At 60.4% G+C, this 15105-nt stretch carries 14 protein-coding genes; 10 read left to right on the top strand and 4 right to left on the bottom strand.

All coding sequences use genetic code 11. The features are described 5' to 3' along the window. Positions 1-130: 130 nt before the first annotated feature. Positions 131-823 carry a MotA/TolQ/ExbB proton channel family protein gene (locus NW849_RS10665; protein WP_414357625.1) on the top strand — a complete coding sequence of 231 codons (693 nt, stop codon included), beginning with the start codon at positions 131-133 and terminating at the stop codon, positions 821-823. 3 nt (positions 824-826) lie between these two features. Further along, on the top strand, positions 827-1252 hold the full coding sequence (locus NW849_RS10660; RefSeq protein WP_414357623.1) for an ExbD/TolR family protein: 426 nt from the start codon (positions 827-829) through the stop codon (positions 1250-1252). A 270-nt stretch (positions 1253-1522) separates the two neighbouring features. Here the strand turns inward: NW849_RS10660 and argF are convergent, their stop codons facing one another. Beyond that, positions 1523-2440, bottom strand: a complete 918-nt coding sequence (argF, locus tag NW849_RS10655) for an ornithine carbamoyltransferase (protein WP_414357622.1) — start codon at positions 2438-2440, stop codon at positions 1523-1525. Here argF and NW849_RS10650 point away from each other — a divergent pair. Further along, positions 2439-2612, top strand: coding sequence for a hypothetical protein (locus NW849_RS10650; protein WP_414357621.1), 174 nt, complete (start codon positions 2439-2441; stop codon positions 2610-2612). The genes argF and NW849_RS10650 overlap by 2 nt on opposite strands. Here NW849_RS10650 and ctpC read toward each other — a convergent pair. After that, entirely contained in the window at positions 2609-3904 is a 1296-nt protein-coding gene (gene ctpC, locus NW849_RS10645; protein ID WP_414357620.1) for a carboxyl-terminal processing protease CtpC, read from the bottom strand. The genes NW849_RS10650 and ctpC overlap by 4 nt on opposite strands. Positions 3905-4249: 345 nt before the next feature. Here ctpC and NW849_RS10640 point away from each other — a divergent pair, with 345 nt between their 5' ends. The 3 genes from NW849_RS10640 (at position 4250) to NW849_RS10630 (ending at position 7296) form a co-directional block, all read left to right on the top strand. Then, complete coding sequence (locus tag NW849_RS10640) at positions 4250-5617, top strand: glutamate-5-semialdehyde dehydrogenase (protein WP_414357619.1); 1368 nt, start codon at positions 4250-4252, stop codon at positions 5615-5617. Positions 5618-5870: 253 nt separating this feature from the next. Next, positions 5871-6398, top strand: a complete 528-nt coding sequence (locus NW849_RS10635; RefSeq protein ID WP_414352054.1) for an RNA recognition motif domain-containing protein — start codon at positions 5871-5873, stop codon at positions 6396-6398. Between the two features lie 103 nt (positions 6399-6501). Continuing rightward, positions 6502-7296: a DsbA family protein gene (locus tag NW849_RS10630; protein ID WP_414357618.1), complete on the top strand. Its 795-nt coding sequence runs from the start codon at positions 6502-6504 to the stop codon at positions 7294-7296. A 313-nt stretch (positions 7297-7609) separates the two neighbouring features. On the opposite strand, the gene NW849_RS10625 is transcribed toward NW849_RS10630, so the two are convergent. Both NW849_RS10625 and NW849_RS10620 read right to left on the bottom strand, forming a co-directional pair. Next, the gene (locus tag NW849_RS10625; RefSeq protein ID WP_414357617.1) at positions 7610-9022 is read right to left on the bottom strand and encodes an SPOR domain-containing protein; all 1413 of its coding nucleotides are present in this window, start codon (positions 9020-9022) and stop codon (positions 7610-7612) included. A 115-nt stretch (positions 9023-9137) separates the two neighbouring features. Further along, on the bottom strand, positions 9138-9566 hold the full coding sequence (locus NW849_RS10620; protein WP_414357616.1) for a hypothetical protein: 429 nt from the start codon (positions 9564-9566) through the stop codon (positions 9138-9140). A gap of 112 nt (positions 9567-9678) precedes the next feature. Between NW849_RS10620 and recJ the strand changes: the two genes are divergently transcribed. From recJ to NW849_RS10600, 4 genes are all read left to right on the top strand, one after another. Then, positions 9679-12324, top strand: a complete 2646-nt coding sequence (gene recJ / locus NW849_RS10615; RefSeq protein WP_414357615.1) for a single-stranded-DNA-specific exonuclease RecJ — start codon at positions 9679-9681, stop codon at positions 12322-12324. After that, positions 12314-12979, top strand: coding sequence for a metallophosphoesterase family protein (locus NW849_RS10610; RefSeq protein ID WP_414357614.1), 666 nt, complete (start codon positions 12314-12316; stop codon positions 12977-12979). Before recJ ends, NW849_RS10610 begins: the two co-directional genes overlap by 11 nt. Positions 12980-13051: 72 nt before the next feature. Next, a complete protein-coding gene (rdgB, locus tag NW849_RS10605; protein ID WP_414357613.1) occupies positions 13052-13663 on the top strand; it encodes an RdgB/HAM1 family non-canonical purine NTP pyrophosphatase in 612 nt (203 codons plus the stop codon). Between the two features lie 111 nt (positions 13664-13774). After that, complete coding sequence (locus NW849_RS10600; RefSeq protein WP_414357612.1) at positions 13775-15019, top strand: hypothetical protein; 1245 nt, start codon at positions 13775-13777, stop codon at positions 15017-15019. Positions 15020-15105 lie beyond the last annotated feature (86 nt).

The raw sequence follows: 15105 nt of genomic DNA, 5'->3' as shown, positions 1-15105 counted from the left end.
CCAAAAGGTGCAACCTTCGCCGCGCAAGAAGGGATCCCAGCCCTGCCGAGAAAGTGCTATGACAAGATGAGCGTAAATTGCCGCTTGGAGGGGGGAATCAGGATCGATGGATAGAGTCTTGCAGCTCATGATCCAGGGTTGGTATTACTCCATCCCCCTGTTGACGTTCTCGGTCTTCTCGGTGGCCTGTTGCATTGAGCGGGTGCTGTTTTGGTGGAAGATCACCCATCGGCAGGAGGAGGTGGTGCGGCAGGCCCTGAGTCAGTACCGGCGCAACCCGCGCGCTGCCCAGTATTTGCTGGAGCAAAATGCCGATTTGCCGATTGCCCGCATCTTTTTGGCCGGGCTGGAGCTGAACGAGGCCAGCCCGGAAGATTTTAAGTTGGCCCTGGAAACCGCCTTGGCGGCAGAGGTGCCCCTGCTAAAGCGCTTCAACACGGTCTTCGACACCGTGATTACCGTCGCCCCTTTCCTGGGCTTGCTGGGCACCGTTACCGGCATCATCCAGATCCTCAGCTCCATCCAACTGGGGGATATCGGCGGCACCGATACGCAGGGGGTAGGTCAGGGGATCGCCGAAGCCCTGTACTCGACGGCCTTTGGGCTGATCGTGGCCATTCCCACTCTGCTGATCTCCAATGTCTTCCGCTCTTTGTACCTGCGGCAACTTTCCAAGATCCAGGAGTACGGCGGCGAGCTGGAACTGCTGCATCGGCAACGGCAAGAAATGCAGGCCCAGCAGCTTTCTCAGTACCCCTACACAAAGCCCAGCCCCAGCGGCAGCTCTACCCTTCCCCCTTACTCGTCGCTTGAGCCCTCGTAGCCTATGCGAATCCCGGAAGAAAACTTTAGATCCGGCGAGATCAACATCGTGCCTTTGATCGATGTCATTTTTTCGATCTTGGTGTTTTTCGTGATCGCCAGCTTGGTGCTCACCCGCTCCGAGGCTCTGGATGTGAACCTGCCGGACGCGACCACAGCCGAAGTTCGTCTGCAGCCGGATGTAACGGTGAGCGTGACGGCGGAAGGACAGATTGCCGTCAATCAGGAGAAAATTGCCGATATTTCTGCCCTGATCCCGGCAGTGGAACGCATCCTGGCCGAGAAGCCGGCTGAAGGGCGGCGCTTGGTGGTGATCAACGCCGATTTGGCCCTCTCCCACGGCAAGGTGGTGGAGGTGATGGATACTCTGCAGCGGGTGCCCAATGTCAGCCTGGCAATTGCCGCCCGCCGCCCCAGCAGTAATCGGTAGCCAGCTTAGGATTTGGGCCAGTTTTGTCAAATATAGTCATTTCAGGTTAGGGTGAGACGCCTAGGCTACTGGTCGCGCCAGCGGGACGGAGTCCTTGAAAAACCTTCTGGCCCTCTGCATTATCGCTCCGCAACGCTATTGCTCTGCAACGCCGACGCGACCAACGTTTGGGGTGTGGGTGCAGTGTCCTGGTTTAAATCGAAATGACCATAGACCCAGTTTTCCGGTAAGCTCATTTGCTAACCCGCTCTCTAGCCTGGGGGTGAGGGGTCATCCTGCGCCCAGCACCTGAATCAGGAGTGCCTTTTGCACATGTAGGCGATTTTCCGCCTGATCCCACACGCGGGACTGGGATCCCTCCAATACTTCAGTGGTGATTTCCTCTTCCCGGTGGGCCGGCAGGCAGTGCAGCACAATGGCTTCCGGATCTGCCTGTTGCATCAGCTCGGCATTGACCTGGTAGGGCAGAAAGGTGGCCTTGCGGGCCTCGGCCTCAGCTTCTTGACCCATGCTGGCCCACACGTCGGTATAGACCACCTGGGATCCAGAGACGGCTTCCTGGGGATCCTGCAGCACCAACACCTGGGATCCCTGGGCCAGAGTGCGGGCTTGCTCCACCACTGCCGCATCCGGCTCGTAACCGGGGGGGGTGGCGACGCGGATGTGGATCCCGCTCATGGCACAACCCAACAGCAGGGAGTGGGCAACGTTATTGCCATCGCCGCAATAGGCCAGGGTCAGGCCCGCCAGTTGGCCAAAGTTCTCCTGAATGGTGAGCAGATCGGCCAACACCTGACAGGGGTGAAACTGATCGGTGAGGGCGTTGATCACCGGAATATCGGCATACTCGGCAAAGGTTTCCAGTTCCTTCTGGTGGTAGGTGCGAATGGCGATCACATCCAGGTAGCGGGAGAGGACGCGGGCCGTATCCTGCAGGGGTTCGCCGCGGCTCACCTGCATCACTGTCGGCACCAGATCGAGGGTGCTGCCCCCGCATTGGGCCATGGCTGCCGTAAAACTGGCGCGGGTGCGGGTAGAAGCCTTCTGAAACAACAGCCCCAACACCCGACCCCGCAGCTCCACCCGATAGGGATCCCGCTTTAACTCAGCCGCCTGGGCTAGCAGGGCCGACAGCTCCGCCGGGGTTAGGTCGCTGAGCTTGAGCAGATCCCGTCCGACCAAATTCATGGATCCCGCGATCTTCGACCCCGCCATTGTGCTACGCGCCACCTACAGAAACAATAAAAGCATTTTCAACCCAGGGTTGGTGGACAGTCCTCAAGGGTTTGGCCATTCCCTCAACCACGGCTTCAGGAATGTCCATCTCAAACCCATCAAAACCGCTCCCAACACCGGCTAACGTGAAGAAGAACGAATGGCCTCTTGGGCCTGCTGCCGACGGGCAGAGATCTGAGCCTGCAGAGCCTGGATGGCAGCAGCGTACTGTGGGTCGGCTGGGGTGGCCACCAGCTCTCGGTTCTGGCTGAGCCGCTTCAGATCTTCCTCGGACAATTCCACCAAAATGTCGGGGGTAATGCCCTTGTGGTCGATGTCGTTACCGTTGGGAGTGCGATAACGGGCAATGGTTACCGCCAGCCCAGATCCATCGGACAGGGGATGCACCGACTGCACCAGGCCCTTGCCGAAAGTTTGCGTGCCGACAATCACGGCGCGACGGTTATCCTGCAGAGCCCCCGACAGAATCTCGCTGGCGCTGGCCGAGCCACCATCCACCAAAACGGCCAAAGGTTTATCGGTAAGGGCCGTGTTGTTGGCCGTCAGGCGATCCTGCTCCCCTTGGCGGTTCACCGTCGAGACAATGCTGCCCCGGTTAATCCACATGCGGGCAATCTCGGCGCTGGAGTAGAGCAGGCCCCCTGGGTTGGCGCGCAAATCCAGAACGTAGGCGGCTACCCCTTGTTTTTCCAGCTCGCGAATGGCTTGGCGCATCTTCTCGGCGGCGTTGCCGGAAAACTGGGTAATCCGGATATAGCCAATGGGCAGGCCGTTTTCCTCGTGAACCTCGTAGCGCACGGTGGCCAGCTCAATTCTTTCCCGCACCAAATCGAACACCTTTAGCCCTTCCCCCTCGCGGCGAATGGTCAGCCGCACCCGCGTACCCGGCTCGCCCCGAATGAGGTTGACTGCAGCGTTGGTGTCCATGCCTTCGGTGGACTTGTCGTCGATGCGCACGATCACGTCTTTGGATTTGATCCCAGCCCGGTCGGCAGGAGACCCTTCAATGGGGGAGATCACCACCAGCTCGTTTGTCTCCTGATCCATGCCCAGCGTGATCCCCACCCCGGTCAGCTCACCGGATGTATCGATTTGCATGCTGGCAAACTGATCCGGATCCAGAAATCGGGTGTAGGGATCGTTCAGTTTCTTCAGGGCTTCCCGAATGGCCGCGTAGGCATCTTCTCGGGTGGCATACTCTCGGCTGAGCAGATCCCGCCGCACCGCTTCCCAATCCAGGGAATTAAAAGACGGATCCACATATTCCCGATTGACAATTTGCCAAACCTCGTCCACCACCTCTTTGGGATCCCGGCGAAACCCCGCCCAACCCGGCATAGATAGCTGCACGCCGACCAGCGATACCGCTGTCATCACTGCAGCCGTTGCACTGACCACAAACCCACGCTTTCTCATTGGCTCTCCTGGAAGGCGCTAAAAGTCAAGGTTGACGAGGTGGATCTCCAGAGGTGGATCTCTAATTGTCGATCTCTAATTGTCAGGGAACTGGGTTTCGAGCAAGGGTCTTCCCCTATGCGAACTTCAGCTTAGAAGCATCGAGAGCGATGAAGGGCTCCCCTGCCGCAGCAAGTGGGATCCGGATTTTGGTAGGCTACAGATAACCCCAACCGACTGTGCCCAACCTAGCATAGGGATCCCTGCCGGGGGTGCTTCTAGGATCACAGTTCAACACAACTTTGTTACAACCTATCATCGCAACCCTTTTCTTCCAAATGGGCACTTTGCCCCCTTTCTGACTCTATGTCCCTTGCCACCGATTGCCCCAGCTCGCTTGCCTCTGCCTCAGAGCGCCCGCTGCTGTCCCAAGTGCAGTTGGCCCGCGCTGCTGCCCAACACACGGCCACCTTGCCCACGGCTATTAAGAATGCCGCTCTAGAGGCCATGGCCACTGCCTTGTTGGAGCACCAAGAGTCTATCTTGGCCGCCAACCGGGCGGATTTGGAGCGGGCGGCGGAGATGGTGAAAGCCGGGGAGTTGTCGGCATCTGCCTATGCTCGCCTGAAGCTGGATGCCCACAAACTGGCCGACATGGTGGCCGGAGTGCGGCAGGTGATCCGGCTGGGGGATCCGGTAGGCCGAGCTTTGCTGATCCGGGAACTGGACGAGGGGCTAATTTTGGAACGGCGCACCTACCCTTTGGGGGTCCTGGGGGTGATCTTCGAGTCGCGGCCCGATGCTTTGGTGCAAATTGCTGCCCTGGCGGTGAAAACCGGCAATAGCGTCTTGCTCAAGGGGGGATCCGAAGCTTTGCTCTCCTGTCAAGCCTTGATGGCGGCCATCCAGGCGGGCCTGCAGCAGATCCCAGAGTTTCCCCAGGGATCCCTGCAGTTGCTCACCAGCCGCGCCGAGGTCAAGGCCCTACTGCAACTGGAGGGGCTGGTAGACCTGATCATCCCCCGCGGCTCCAGCAGCTTTGTCCGCTACATCCTGGAGAATACCCGCATCCCGGTATTGGGCCATGCCGATGGCCTGTGTCACCTGTACGTGGATCGGGCAGCGGATGTGGACATGGCGATCAAGCTGACGGTGGACAGCAAAACCCAGTACCCCGCCGCCTGCAATGCCATCGAGACCCTGTTGGTCCACAAGGCCATAGCCCCCCACTTTTTGCCTCTGGCGGTCAAGGCCCTGCGGGAAAAGGGGGTGGAATTGCGGGGGGATCCCCTCTGCCGCGAGCTGGTGCCCGATCTGATCCCGGCCACCGAGGACGACTGGAGCACCGAGTATGCCGATTTGATCCTCTCTATTAAAGTGGTGGGCTCCCTTGACGAGGCCATTGCCCACATCCAGCAGTACGGATCCCGCCATACCGAAGCGATTGTAACCGAGGATGCCGCTGCTGCCCGGCGATTTTTGGATGAAGTAGATGCAGCGGGGGTCTTTCACAACGCTTCCACCCGCTTTGCCGACGGGTTTCGCTACGGCTTTGGGGCAGAAGTGGGCATCAGCACCCAAAAACTGCCGCCGCGCGGCCCGGTGGGCTTGGAAGGCTTGGTGACTTACCGCTACCAACTGCGAGGGCAAGGACATCTTGTAGCCGACTACACAGGCCCCCAGGCGCGACCTTTTCAACATCGGGATCGCCTGAACAACACCGGCTTAGCTTAGCTGCAAAAGCCGGCTGTACAAACCGGCTGTACAAAGCAGTCGTTCACAAAAACCGTTCTCCTCGTCTTCGCGGCTCCAGGTTGAGGTAAATTAAAAAATAGCTTCGTGATTGCCAAGGGTTGCGCTTTGCGGCGCGCTATGGTGTGACAATGGACTACCGGGTTCCGGGTTTGATGTTATGCGCTTGAGCGCCCTAGATGTAGCGCTTTGCATTTTGGCCTTTTGTTATTTCGATTAGGAGCTTCGCTGGATCATGCCTGTGCGTCTGTATGTTGGAAATCTGCCGGAAGAGGTGGATCGTCAGGCACTGGAGAAGCTCTTTCGCTCTGCCGGTGAGGTCATTTCCACCAAGGTGATCCGGGATCGGAAGACAGGCAAATGCCGCGGCTTCGGCTTTGTAACGGTAAACACCCAAGAGCAGGCGCAGCAGTACATCGAAAAGTTCAACGGCCACAGCTTTGGGGATGTCAACTTGCGCATTGAGCTCGCCCAGCCGCGCGACCGAGGGGAAGAAGGCGAATCCAAAACAGCGACCTCTGAGCCTTCATCCAAAGAGTCCAGAGGTTCCAAAGATTCCAGAGCGTCCAGAGATTCTGAGGCCAAGGGCTCTAAAGAGTCGGCAGAAAACCCTGCCCCCAGCAAGAAGCAACGCCAGCGCGGCAATAAGGGTGGGCGCTCCACCGTCGTCGCCGAAAGTGAGGCAGCCTCTGAGCCGGATCCCCGCTGGGCCAGCCAGTTGCAGCGGATCAAGGAGCAGCTTCTGCAGGTCACCAATTCCTAACCCCCCCGAACGAGTGATAGACACTGTTGGGATCTGACGGTAGGCTGGGTGAGTTGCGACGGCTCTAGGCATGTTTGAGAGGGGGGTTGGGATGCATAGGCTGGTGAGGATTTTTCGCGCTTGGGGGCGGAGCTTGGCCTGGGCTGGACTTTTGTTCGGGCTGACGGTTCTGCTGGGAGTGGGAAGTGGAGCTCCGGTTTTCCTACCAGCGGCGGCGGCTGCCCCGGCAGATTTGGAAGAGCAGGTGCTGCAGATCATTCGAAAGAACCCCCAGGTGATTCTGGAGGCCGTACAGGAATACCAGCAGCGACAGTACCAGGAGCAGCAGCAACAACAGCAGCGGCTGGCGGAGGAATTTGGCCGTCAACTGCGGGAGAACCCACGCGCCGTCATCGGAGATTCCCCTCGACTGGGATCCGACGCTCTGCGGTTGGTATTGGTGGAGTTCTCCGATTTTCAATGCCCCTTCTGCGCCCGCGCCCACAGCACCCTCAAGCAGTTCATGGCCGACCACGGGGATGAGGTGACCTTGGTGTACAAGCACCTGCCCCTGACCAGCATCCACCCAGAAGCGATGTCGGCTGCCCGGGCTGCTTGGGCCGCCCAACGTCAAGGTAAGTTCTGGGAGTTTCACGACGAGCTGTTTGCCAACCAATCCCAGCTTGGGGATGGGTTTTATGTGGCCACTGCTGAGAAGCTGGGCTTGAATGTAGAAAAATTCAATCGGGATCGGCGCAGTCGGGCGGCAGAGCGCGCCATTCAGCGAGATATCGACCTGGCCTCTCAACTGGGCATCGGCGGCACCCCCCATTTCATCTTGAACGGCATTGCCTTCTCCGGTGCGCAGCCGCTGGAGGTGTTCGAGCAGACGCTGCAGCAGGCTAAGCAAGCCCTCTAGGAAAAATGCTCCGCACTGCTATTGAAACAGGTGGTGTATTGCAAACAGGTGGTGCAACGGCTGGCCTATCCTTCTTACCAGCCTCGCCCAGTTGCCCAAACGCTCCGTCCTTGAGGAGGGCTTTACGGTAGGCTCAGGGCAGTGGCAGGGTAGTCAACCGCTCTATTCGCCCAAGCGGGCTGTAGGCTTTGACAAGCCAGTAGGGTGGGGAGTATGTCAAAAGCAGAAACTCACCCAAGTCGCCATTTGGGCCGAATGGGGATCCCCAACGGCAGGGAAGGAGGAGAGCGTTTATGGCGGAAGTGGCTCTTGGCTACTCCACGGGCAGGATGCGGGCATCGAACCCTGCTTCGGCCAGAGAGCGCCGCGCCTGTTCGGCGTTGGCCCGTTGCCGGTAGGTGCCCACCTGAATCACTGAGCCCCGCAGGAAGGCATCAGGGGCAAACTGTTGCAGCTTGGGTAGGGCCTCTTCCCCAGCCGGCACCACCACCCAAAATCCGCTGCCACCTTCTTCCCCAGGAGGAACAGCCTGGGCAGGCGAGGAGGAGACGGGATCCGCTTGCAAAAGAGGCTGAGAGCGGCGCAGATCGGCGGGGAAGATCCCCGCTTCGTAGCCTTGGCCGGCCAGGTAACGCACCTGATCAGCGGCAGCAGCAGGGTCGGCAAACCCACCTGTGCGCACCACCCGCAGGTCATCGTAGATCAAGGGCAGGGATCCCTCTAGGAGTTGTTTTAGCGCAGGCCATTTCTCCCCGGTGGGATCGGCCACCAACACCCAATAGCGTTCCCCTTGGGCGGGATTGGAGATGGGATCCTGGCCAGCATTTTCTCCTACCAGCGACACCGCCACTGCCGGTAACCCCTGAGCGGTTAGCCAGCGGGCTTGATCCTGGGCCAACGACAGGCGGGAGAAGGTTCCCGTTTGCAAAGCAACCTGGCCGCGGTACTGCACCACAGTGGCTCCTGGAAAGAAGCGGCGCACCCGTTCTTCCAAACGGGGATCACCGGTGGGGTTGGGCACGTGGGTGGCAAAGGGACGCTGGGGATCCAAGGGCGGAGCGGTTGGCGTCGGCGGCACAGAGGCTTTTGAGCTGGCAGCAGGGCGGCTGGGTGCTGCTTGGGCAGGAAAAGCAGGGGGCAGAGGGGGATCCGTCTCTTGGCGGCTCACCACCCGCACCAATAACCCCAGCCGTTCCAAGTCGGCCTGACGGCGTTGAGCATGGCTACGGTTGATGAACGTCCCCGCCAGAATGAAAACCTGCCCATCCCCTTGCACAAAATAGGCATCCGGCACCTGGGTGCGCACCTGAGCCAACTCCGCCGCCCCATCCGCCAGTACATGCACTTGGTAACGGGTCAGGGCCAAAGCAGCCGGCAGGACGTTCCCATTAACGGCGTGGAGCACAAGGGCAAAGGCCGCCAGGGATCCGGCAAAGAGGGCCGGTTGCGCTGGCAACAGGAGTGCGGAGCACTTTAGCCAGCCGTAGTCCTTACGGGCGTTGCACATGGGATCCATCTCCTCTGGCGGGATTGGCGGCAACTCAAACCTCTGCATCCGGGATGGAGTCTTTGCCTGGGCCTGCGGGGATCCCCCACAGTGCCAGAGCTCGCAGTTCACCCCCTTGCGGGAAGGACAACTCAAAGCTAGCGTAAGCCGAAGTTTGGGCAAGGCTGTGCCAGGGATGGGCTTGCAGATGCCGCCCACCACCGATAGAATGCTCCGCACTGCCACCGCAAAGATGCAGCCCAGTTAGGTTCACGGGAGAAACACAGATCTAGTGCATCTCCAGTATAGATAGGCTGGCAAGACTCTATCGCTATGGCTTGTCGGGGAGTTTGTTTCAGAGGCGACGGCGGCGGGATGGAGTCCTCGCCACAAGGGTGCGGGATCCCCCCAGGGCAAAGCGGATGATCTCCGTCTTGTACTGCTGCGAGCCCTCTGTGTAGCGGGCAAGCTGAATGGCAGATCCCTGGCCGGAAGGAAGCAAGAACCGTTCGCGACAGTGGTGGGGGGCACCCTCTGGAGTTTCGGCTTCGAGGGCGATGAAAAACCGCAGACGCAGCAGCACTTCCAACTTGGACAGGTGCTCGGTTTGCTCTGGCACCAAGCGGCCTAACGAGATTTGTAGGCGCGGCCTGCGTCGCCGAGATCCGGGGCGGCCCCAAAGCTGCTGGGCCAGTGTCCACAGAGAGGTCTGCTCAGAGGACTTGACCAACAGCTTTAAGCCTGTCAGCGGGTTAAGACCATAGGTAAGCAGCAGAGAATACATCGGCGGCAGGAAAGATTCAGAGGAGCGTTTTGAGCTAACGTCAAAAGGATACCCTCTAGGCCAACTGTAGCACTGCCTACCCTCTATCCCCATCCAAGCCCCACCCTTCCCTATGGCCGGGATCCCTGCTCAACGCTGGCTGTTTCATCCGGTGGACAAGTTGGCTGCCCAAAGCTTGGCTGAGGCAGTGGGGATCTCGCCTGTGTTGGCTCAGATCTTACTCAATCGCGGGCTCTCCAGCCCTGCTGCCGTGCAGCAGTATTTGCAGCCGGATCCCGCCCACCTGCCTCCACCCAGCCAGGATTTTGCCGATTTGCCCCTGGCGGTGGACTTGCTGGACGGGGCGATTCGCCGACAAGAGCCCATCGCCATTTGCGGCGACTACGATGCCGACGGCATGACCAGCACGGCCCTGCTGCTGCGGGCTTTGCAGGACGCTCCAGTGCATTACCGCATCCCCAGCCGCATGACGGAGGGCTATGGCCTCAACAGCCGCATGGTGCAAGAGCTGCACCGAGAGGGGGTGCGCCTCATTCTCACCGTGGACAACGGCATCTCCGCCCACGAGCCCATCCAACTGGCCAAAGCTCTGGGCTTGACGGTAATCGTGACGGATCACCACGATTTGCCGCCCCAGTTGCCCCCTGCCGATGCCATCCTCAATCCCAAGCAGCTCCCCGTTTCTTCTCCCTATCGGGGGATGGCCGGGGTGGGAGTTGCCTACCTCCTGGCCCAGGCGCTGGCCGAGCGCCGTGGTGATGGCCATTTGCAGCGGGTGGCCCTGGAACTGTTTACTGTGGGCACCATTGCCGATCTGGCGCCGCTGACGGGGGTTAACCGCCTTTGGGTGCGGCAGGGGCTGCACCTCTTGCCCACCTCCCAGGTGGCAGGGATCCGCGCCCTTCTGCAGGTGATGGGCATGCAGGGATCCCTGGAGGGGCTGCGGCCTGAGTGGATTGGATTTGGCCTGGGGCCCCGCATCAATGCCGTTGGGCGAATTGGCCGGGCGAGAATGGGGATCCAGTTGCTGACCACCGACGATCCCCTGCAAGCAGAGAAACTGGCCCGCCGCTGCGAACGGCTCAACCAGGTGCGGCAGCAGATGTGCGGGCGCATCGAGGCAGAAGCCCTAGAGCAAATTGCCCAGCAAGGCCGGGATTTGCAGCAGGAACGGGTATTGACGATTTTGGGATCCCCTCAGCAGAAATGGCATAAAGGGGTGATCGGCATTGTGGCCTCGCGGTTGGCAGAGCGTTTTGGCTGTCCGGTATTCATCGGCAGTCAGTCGCGGCAGGGGGAGATCAGCGGCTCGGCGCGGCAGGGGATCCCCGAGTTTGACGTGTTTCAAGCGTTGGAGTTTTGCAAGGATCTGCTCACCAAGCACGGCGGCCACCCCGCTGCCGGGGGATTTAGCCTGAGAGCAGAAGACTGGCCTTTTTTTGAAGAACGATTGCGGCAGTTTGCCCAACAGCAGTTGCAGCCGGAGCAGATCCAGCCGCTGGTGCAAATCGATGCCGAAGTGTCGCTGTCAGATCTCACCCTTGACCTCTATCGAGAGCTGCAGCATCTGCAGCCCTGTGGCATCGGCAATCCTGAGCCGGTCTTCTGCAGCCGCAACCTGCAGGTTCTGCAACAGCAGCGATTTGGCCCAGTTCCCGGCCACCTGAAGCTGCTGCTCCGGGATCCTGCTCTCCCTACGCAACGCTCCCATGGGTTACGTGCTACTCGGACGGAGTCCTCTTGTCCGGGCAGGAGCGACTCAGCCGCCAAAACCCCCAGTGATGACCGCGGAGTGGCCAGCATCACCGATGCGTTGGTGGGGATCACAAACGCGAAGCCCCAGCGCCCTCTTTGGGCCATCCGTTGGCGGGGAGCGGAAATCTATCCGCTGCCAGAGCGAGTTGATGTAGCCTACACGCTCAAGGCCAAAACATGGCAGGGAGAAACCCAACTGGAGCTGGAAATTCTCGGGATCCAACCTGCCCAAGAGGCTGCCACTGCCGGCAACCCCCCTCTCGAGAAAACAGCGCCCCGCACCCCTGATGGGAGCAAGTCTCCCATCTCCCCCGCCTCTCTGGATGCCACTCCTCCCATGCCCAACTCCAAGCCCTCGACTGGCTCCCAGAGGGGGACAGAGCCCTCACTTCTGGTGATCTGGCGCCCCACCCCCCAGCCCACCCAGCCCTTGCGTTGGCAAGCTGTAGACCGGTTTTCTGTCCTCTGGCCTCAGGCGCAGGGAACCATCCTGTTCTACGGCTTCCGCCGCCCTTGGCTTGACTTGTCTTCAAGGCCTACGGCCCGCTATCGCGAACGGCGGCACCTGACTCTCCACTACGACCGTCCCCAAGCCGGCCACCGCTATGATCAACTCTGGTTGTGGAGCTGGCCCCCTTCTCTGGATCACCTCAAGTGGCTGCTCTGTTGCACCCCCAGCAGCGAGCTGTTGATTGCCGTCCATCAGCAAGCGGTGCCCCTGCCCTCCGCTGCCAGCTTGCAACGCCAGCTCCGCCAATACCTGCAAACCCGCAGCCAGGTGGATCTGCTGCGCTTGGCCCAGCAGTGGTGGCTGTCTCCGGCAGTGTTGGTGGCAGGATTACGCTCCCTGGGGTACGCCTGCCCGGATTTTGGCCCCACGGGATCCCTCGGCGAAGAACTGGAAGCCCAGCAAGCTTGGTACAGCAGCTCCTGGCAGCAGGTTGCCGCCCTGCTTCAGCGATCCCACCTGGATTCTTCTGCTGCAGAGGCCCATGGGGATTAAACTACTGCTCGGCTCTGACTACCACGGCAGCGCTCGGCTGATCCGGCAGGCCCTTGCCCATCTGCCGGAGGTGGATGCTTACATCAACTGCGGGGATTTCTGTTCCAAGGCCGGCAAACCTTCCCGCAAGGCCACCCAGGGCTTTCATCCGGCAGCCCAAGCAGAGGTGGTTCATCTGCAATCCTTTTTGGCGGCAGTGGAGAGCCTGGGCAAACCCTGGCTCTTTTTACCTGGCAACCACGATCCAGCAGCTTCGGTTTTGAATTCGCTGGTTGGCTGTTGGGGGCGGGCCATCACCCAGTCCTGCTGCTTTGAGTGGCTGGGGTTACAGGTTTTGGCTGTGCCCTGGACTCCCCCCTGTGGCTGGAGCTGGTCTCTCACCTCTGCCCATTTGCAGGAGCTGCTCACCCTCTACAGTCAACCCCCCCGGCCCATTGACCTGCTGCTCACCCACGCTCCGCCGCGAGGCTTTTTGGATGAAGGCGGGAAGTGGTATCACCGTCGCACACCCACCTTGCGCCCCCTTTTGGAACAGGTGCAGCCCCGCTACTACATCTGCGGACACATGCACTGGGATGGGGGCAAGGTAGAGCGGTGCGGATCCACCCTGGTGATTAACACAGCCCTGCACAACATGGTTCTCGAGATCCATTAGGCAGGAAGCCCTTGGACAGCCTTCCGCCTCCTCAGATTTCCGCTACATCCATACGATTCGTAGGAACCTTCCATGACCCGTCCTTTGATCTTGGCCAGCAGTAGCCCCGGCAAATGGCGCGAGTTCAATGCCTTTTTCCAGGCCCATGCCCCTGCTTGGGAGCTGCGCCGCATGCCCTCAGAAATTGAGGTGGAAGAAACCGGCACCACCTTTGCCGAAAATGCCCTTCTCAAAGCCAGAGCCGTGGCCAAGTCTCTGGGGGAGTGGGCCATTGCCGACGATTCCGGCCTAGCGGTAGAAGCCCTTGGCGGTGCCCCTGGGATCCGCTCGGCTCGCTATGCCCCCAACGATGCTGCCCGCATCGAGCGGTTGCTCAGGGAAATGGAAGGGATCCCAAATCGCCGAGCCACCTTTCACTGCGCCATCGCCCTGGTGGATCCCCAAGGTGTAGTGCATGCCCTGGTGGAAGGGGTATGCTCGGGAGAGATCTTGACCCAGCCGCGGGGAGAGGGGGGGTTTGGCTATGACCCGCTGTTTTGGGTGCCCGAAGTGGGGCTAACCTTTGCCGAGATGAGCCCAGCTCAAAAAGAGGCCATCGGCCACCGAGGCCGAGCCTTGCGCGCCTTGAAAGCGCAGTTGCCTCTCCTGGAGAAGCGTATGGGCTGGCTTGGATCCCAGGAATAGCCCCCGATGTCCTGGCTGGGGAGCTGCTAGCATACAATAGTCCCTTCCCTTCGGGGGAGTGAAATTGAAAGCCGTCTTGCCTTGGCAGCTGAGGGGAGCGCTCGAAGAACTATGGGTTTTTCTGAGTTTGAGGATCAAGATCCCATTGCAGCAGCGGAACGGACTGCTGCCCCTGATCCCAGCCGCCATTCCCCGGATTCTGCCGGTGAGGAAGCCGCGATCTCCTCGGTTGCAAACTCTGGTGAAGGAAGGGGGCGGCAAAGTCGTCGTTCTCCACCCCCTTTGCCGGAAGAGGGCTCAACCTTTGTGGGCGCAGAGGATTGGCTGGACGTTCGCGGTAGCGGGACGGAGTCCTTGGAGAATGGGCGGGATAGCTACAGGGAGTCCGCGCAAGGGGCCACTTCTCGCCCTTCCAACCGCTCCCCCCAGACTGGCCGAGACGAGGGGTCTCGTGTTGACAGCGAAAAGGGGGGGCAGAAAGCCGCTGCAGGAGGAGCCGGTGAGCGCCCTGGGCAAGCGCTAGTTCCCCGCCGTTCTGTCTCCGGCAGCCGAGGTTACGACGGATCCGCCCGTTCCTCTGCCTTTCGCGGTAGCGGGACGGAGTCCTTTGCTGGCCGCTCGCGTAAGCGGGACGGAGTCCTTGGGGAATCCGGCTACCGCAGTGACTACAGCCGTTCCGCGGCTTACGGCTACACCTCCAGCTATGTTGGCGGTGGGGGATATGGCGGTGGTGGGCGAGGCGGCAGCTCCAGCGGGGGGGTCTCCTCCTCCGATCTGACGATCCTGCTGGTGGTGGCCCTGCTGGCCTTCTTCGGGGGATTCGCTATCCGCAACATCTTCGCCGAGTCGGGCGGCTTTGACGATGAGCGCCCCATCCGCGCTGCCAATGTGCCCGCAGCCTTTCGCGATTTTTGCTTTGCCTATAACGGCACTGCCTCCTTTACTGTGGTGCAACTGACCAGCGTTTCTGCTCTGACCATGGCTTCGGTGCCCGTTTACAAGATGGATACTTGCACCATCCCCGTCAGCCAAACGGCCAATGCCCTCCAAGCTTTGGGCATCCGCGGCCGGGCCAACACCTTGGGCCCCCAGCTGGGGGGATCCAACCTCACCCTGATCCAGCTCCCCTTGGCCAGCAGCTTGGCGCGCGCCGTGTACAGCCAGTTTCCTGGCTTGGCTACTCAGGGCAACGAGGCGCAGGTTTTGTCCCAACTGGAAGCCACCATCAACAACGCCCTGCGCTCCAACATCGAAGGGTTAGCCCTGCAAAGCCTGGAGCCCACCAACATCCCCGACGTCTACGTGGTGGTGCCGGGGCACTCCTTTAATTTGCAGCCCCAACTCAACCTGCGCTAACCCTCCTGCAGAGCATGCCTCTAACCCCCAAAACCCTGAACTTTGCTGAATTTACTGAGCTTTAGGCGGTTTGGCAAAAGTCATTG

Origin of the sequence: Synechococcus sp. R55.3, assembly GCF_047461975.1 — a bacterium.
In the GTDB taxonomy this organism is placed as follows: Bacteria; Cyanobacteriota; Cyanobacteriia; order Thermostichales; family Thermostichaceae; genus Thermostichus.
This window is presented reverse-complemented; position numbering and strand designations above follow the sequence as displayed.